Source organism: Segatella copri, from assembly GCF_024330485.1.
GTDB classification, from domain to species: Bacteria; Bacteroidota; Bacteroidia; order Bacteroidales; family Bacteroidaceae; genus Prevotella; species Prevotella copri_L.
Genome location: NZ_JANDWX010000064.1, coordinates 1 through 4649 on the forward strand (window position 1 = coordinate 1; position 4649 = coordinate 4649).

6 protein-coding genes are annotated in these 4649 nt (G+C 41.3%); 4 read left to right on the plus strand and 2 right to left on the minus strand.

Annotated elements, in window-relative coordinates; translation table 11 throughout:
* From NNC77_RS16005 to NNC77_RS16020, 4 genes are all read left to right on the plus strand, one after another.
* The coding region (locus NNC77_RS16005; RefSeq protein WP_254971828.1) for a hypothetical protein at window positions 1-351 on the plus strand (351 nt) is incomplete at its 5' end.
* Window positions 352-671: 320 nt separating this feature from the next.
* Window positions 672-1349 carry a carboxypeptidase-like regulatory domain-containing protein gene (locus tag NNC77_RS16010; RefSeq protein WP_089545430.1) on the plus strand — a complete coding sequence of 226 codons (678 nt, stop codon included), beginning with the start codon at window positions 672-674 and terminating at the stop codon, window positions 1347-1349.
* A 3-nt stretch (window positions 1350-1352) separates the two neighbouring features.
* Complete coding sequence (locus NNC77_RS16015) at window positions 1353-2210, plus strand: energy transducer TonB (RefSeq protein WP_254971826.1); 858 nt, start codon at window positions 1353-1355, stop codon at window positions 2208-2210.
* 1 nt (window position 2211) lies between these two features.
* The gene (locus tag NNC77_RS16020) at window positions 2212-2832 is read left to right on the plus strand and encodes a radical SAM protein (protein WP_254971825.1); all 621 of its coding nucleotides are present in this window, start codon (window positions 2212-2214) and stop codon (window positions 2830-2832) included.
* 73 nt (window positions 2833-2905) lie between these two features.
* Here the strand turns inward: NNC77_RS16020 and NNC77_RS16025 are convergent, their stop codons facing one another.
* Together NNC77_RS16025 and NNC77_RS16030 are read right to left on the minus strand one after the other, a co-directional pair.
* The gene (locus NNC77_RS16025; RefSeq protein ID WP_254971824.1) at window positions 2906-3655 is read right to left on the minus strand and encodes a hypothetical protein; all 750 of its coding nucleotides are present in this window, start codon (window positions 3653-3655) and stop codon (window positions 2906-2908) included.
* Window positions 3656-3690: 35 nt separating this feature from the next.
* Complete coding sequence (locus NNC77_RS16030; RefSeq protein ID WP_254971829.1) at window positions 3691-4641, minus strand: relaxase/mobilization nuclease domain-containing protein; 951 nt, start codon at window positions 4639-4641, stop codon at window positions 3691-3693.
* Window positions 4642-4649 lie beyond the last annotated feature (8 nt).

Genomic DNA, 4649 nt, shown 5'->3' on the forward strand with positions numbered 1-4649 from the left:
GAGGGTGTTTCCAAGGAAGATTCTTTGGTGATAGCATCGGATGCGATAGCAAGTAAGCCTTATGAAGCTGTTAAATTCAAGAGCCGTGGTGATGTATTTACAGTATCCCGAATCCAGTTCCTTGCTGGTGGAAAGGTGTTGGTGGATGGGTATTATACTACTACGTATAATGAAGATCACAGTATACTTTATTTCGAGGTTGGAGATGGTAAAGGCGGAACTTTGGAGAATTTCTATTTGAAACCAAAAGAAGGCTCGCTTTTCTTCTGGGATTTGACAGATAAATATAAGGAAGCTTATCCGCAGGTAACAAAGGTGGAGTTAGTTTGGGCAGCTGCTCAGCATTTTTAAGTTTTCTTCATATTAAAAGGGTCGCTTCAAAATTCATTCTCTTATTCGCTTTCGGGTGCTTTAGGGCTTTATGTTAAAGTTTCCATCACAGCTAAACTTTCTAGAAAGAAAACGGCAGCAGACATTGATGGAAACTTCACAATTGAAGTGGAGCCAAAAGATACAATCACCATAAAGTTCATTGGTATGCGAGACAGAATCATCAAACTCTCTGAAATGAATTTCGAAAAACTCAATGTCATCACTTTGACAGAAAGTGGAGGACTCCTGGGTGAAATTGTTGTTATCAAAAAAGGACATAAGCATAAAAAAAATAAACTATGGCAAGAGGACGTTATATTTGCAACACTCTCAAAGCTATCCGCAAGCAGATAGCGGATGCAAATGGGATTGACTATTCACCCGAAGAATGTCATTTCAATGGTGAATGTAAGGGTACTTGCCCAAAATGTGAGAAAGATGTGAAAAATTTGGAACATGAATTGCGACTTAGGAAGAAAGCAGGAAAGACTATAAAGGTCGTAGGGGTAGCATTGGAAATGACAGCTCTTGCAACATCTATTATGTCGTGCTCTACACAAAAAGGATATTACAACTCTACCCCTCCACTACCAAAGAAAGTTATTCCGATTCACTTCCAGGAATATACATCCAAAGACTCCATCCTGCTAAAAGAAAGAGAAACATTGAATAAGAAAGGAGTACTTTTTGTCCAAGGGCATATCATTGACGAAAAAACAAAAGAACCGATTTGTACAGCTTTCATCACAGCTAAACTTTCTGGAAAGAAAACGGCAGCAGATATTGACGGAAACTTCACCATTGAAGTGGAGCAAGGAGACACCATCACCATTAAGTTCATTGGTATGCAAGACAGAATTATCAAACTCTCTGAAATGAACCTCGAAAAGCTCAATGTTATCACTTTGACAGAAAGTGGAGGACTCACTGGAGAAATAGTTGTTGTAAAAAAAGGACATAAGCATAAAAGAAAATAAGCAATGGTAACAAGAGGACGTAACATATGCAATACCCTCAAAGCAATCCGCAAGCAAATAGCGGATGCCAATGGGATAGACTATTCACCTGAAGAATGTAATTATAAGGGTGAATGTATGGGAACTTGCCCTAAATGTGAGCAAGATGTAAGAGACTTGGAATATGAGCTGCACCTCAGACAAATGGCTGGAAAAGCCATTAAGGTAGCAGGCATAGCAGCAGGACTTGTCGCTATGACAGCTTGTTCGGATGGAAAGGTACAAAGAATATCTTCGGATGCTACTAAAAGTGAACTTAATATAGTGAAAGAAGAAGTGCCTAAACCTGGAGACAGACAATTGGAAGGAGATATCTCGTTTAGTGATGAGGCTAAATATGCAGAAGAAGAAAATAGAAAATTAGGAGAGATTCCAAGCAATCCTCGAATGGAAATAACAAAAGAGCGAACTTCAAATGATAGGAAAGGTACCACATCCAAGAAATCAAAAAAAGGCAATACCGCTTTAATGCAATCAGCTGTTGATACAGACTCCATAGAAAACAGCAATATATTTGGTGTTGTAGAGGAGATGCCTTCATTCCCAGGTGGTATGGCTGCATTGATGAAATACATCAAGGATAATCTACGCTATCCAGAAATTTGTAGGGAAGGTGCTGCTATGGGCAGAGTTAATGTTGTCTTTATTGTAAACGAGGACGGAAGTCTGAGTGATGTAAAGGTAATTAGAAGCATTATCCCTGAACTTGACAAGGAAGCCATCAGGGTTGTGAAAAGTATGCCAAAATGGAATCCTGCAAAACAAAATGGCAAAGCTGTGAAAATGAAATATGTTGTTCCTGTAAATTTCAGACCTGAATAAGATGAATACAGCTCCACTTATCTGTATCGACCGTCATCGCCTTACAATTGACGGTGAGGGGGTTACTACGCTCGTAGCATTTCATGGTTGTCCTCTTCATTGCAAGTACTGTCTCAATCCCCAATGCCTTGATGCTGACGGCGTATGGCAGGAGGTGGATACAGAACTGCTGATGGCGAACGTGGAGATGGACAACCTCTACTTCTTAGCTACAGGAGGCGGCATTTGTTTTGGTGGAGGTGAACCGCTTCTGTGGAGTTCATTCATAAAGGAGTTTTGTGAACTATGCCCAGAGGGATGGCACTTTACGATGGAGACGAGTCTAAACGTACCTCGCCATCACTTGGAGAAAGTCACCCCATACATTGACTCCTTTATCATCGACATCAAGGACATGAATCCTGCCATCTATCAAGCCTACACAGGTAAGCCCAACCGGCAAGTTATCGACAACCTTATCTGGCTCAACACTCATGCCAAACATAAAGACAAGATCATCCTTCGTCTCCCCATAATCCTCAAGTTCAACACCGAAGATGACAGGAAACACAGTCGCCAAATCTTAATAGAATTAGGATATGAGAATTTTGATGAATTTGAATATGTTATTAGAAACAAATAAACAGTTTTAATTATATGTCCCAATGAAATGGATTTGAATGTAAATTCCATCTCATTGGGGTATTGGATAAAAATTATTGGTAATTTTTAATAGTACGTTTTATGCTATTAGACTCTCTGCGAAGTTCATTAGCTACACTGTCTTTGTATGCAGCCATCCGTACCATTTCATTGTATTTGAGAACAGAATCTTCGTAAGCTGCAACACGATTTTTGACATAGTCTATGATATTTTCGTCTCTGTTTGCAGAGAAGTGCTTCTCTATATATAAGAAGTTTGGGTCATCAGCAGACAGAACCATCTTCAAAGCTCTATACTTCAAATCTGCCTCCTCCCAATCTTGGCGTTCTCGCCATTGGGTTAGATTGCCCCAAATGGATATGACAAGAGATAGAGCCAAGCCACCAATGAAAAGAAGAACATACTTTGATGTAGGCTCGAAGCGATGGGTGACAAGTTTCTTCTGAGGTGAATTGTTCATCACTTCAAGTTTGTCCTGCAATGCCTTCGAGGAAACATCATTCTCTTGTCTCATCTGCTTGACAGCATCAACCAAGAGCTTGCTTCGCTGCTCATTTTTGCCGAGTTCAGCCTTGATAAGGTCAACAAAAACAACAATGGCATCTCTTAATTTGGATATTTTACCTCTGACTTCCTCTTCCTTGCCAAACATAGCAATGATTGATTTCTCCAACTTGGTTGTGTCATTACTTGCAGGAACGGTTTCCGCTCCTGCGTACTTTGGTGAAGCAGAAAGTTCATCGACTTTCTGCTCCAATCTCTCAACTGTGCCGTAGATGGCTTCTAACATTTCTTCTTTCATCTTTCTTATGTTGTTTGAATGGTTTGTAACTTGCATCAAAGGCTAAAGCCTCTTCTGCGTTTCTTCTTTTTCTTCTTGACTGATTCATCCTCTGGGAATGGCTCAAAGGTCTGAGCATTGGCTGGAGCAAAAAGTCCAATGGAAGAAATACCGTTCCAAGGGTCCTGGCTGCTCTCCGATATGGATGGCACCTGCTCATTCTTGCGACAGCCCTGCTCATATTGCTGAGCAGAGCTGGCTCTTGCTGATAAAAGGTTCTCCGTTCCCTCAAATCTCGCATTCAGCTTGCCAAAGCTATAGCCTCGGCTAATCTGCGTACCTTTGAAGCTATATCCATCCTTGCAGAATCGGATGCCTTGTACCTTGGTTCGCTCCTTGTCATTATAGACAAACTCTAAGTGAACACCTCGTTTTGCAAGTTCTTTCTTGAACTTCTGCCAGCTATCTGCAACTTTTAAGGCATCTTTGACTGCATTGTGAATCTCATATTTGGCACGCTCCGCATTGCGTAATTTGCGAGTGTTAGTTTTGCTCTTGTCCGTTCCGTAAGTCAATCCATACTTGGATTTTAGAGCCTTGGTCACTTGCTCATTACGCCTGTAATCGTGGGCGTCTGATATGAGTTTGCCCTCATTGTTGATGCGGTTATACACGATATGACAATGTGGATTGTCGGTGTTGTGATGCCTTACGATGATGAATTGAGTATCTTTTATCCCCATCATCTGCATGTATTCAAAGGCTATCTTAGCCATGAATTCATCCGTCAAACGTGGCTTGTCCTCGGGCTTGAAGCTCAAAGCTATGTGCCCCACAGGCTTCTTAATCCTTGGATTTAGTTGCCTTTGTAGCTCGAAACTTTGCGTCATCTCGGCATTCGTGCCGAGTAACACACCATCAGAGGCAAGGATTTTCGCCTCGTCCTTGCCTGTAACATAGCGGATGCAACCAGCAAATGAGCTGCCCTTCTTTAGCTTGCCTATCATGTGGCATC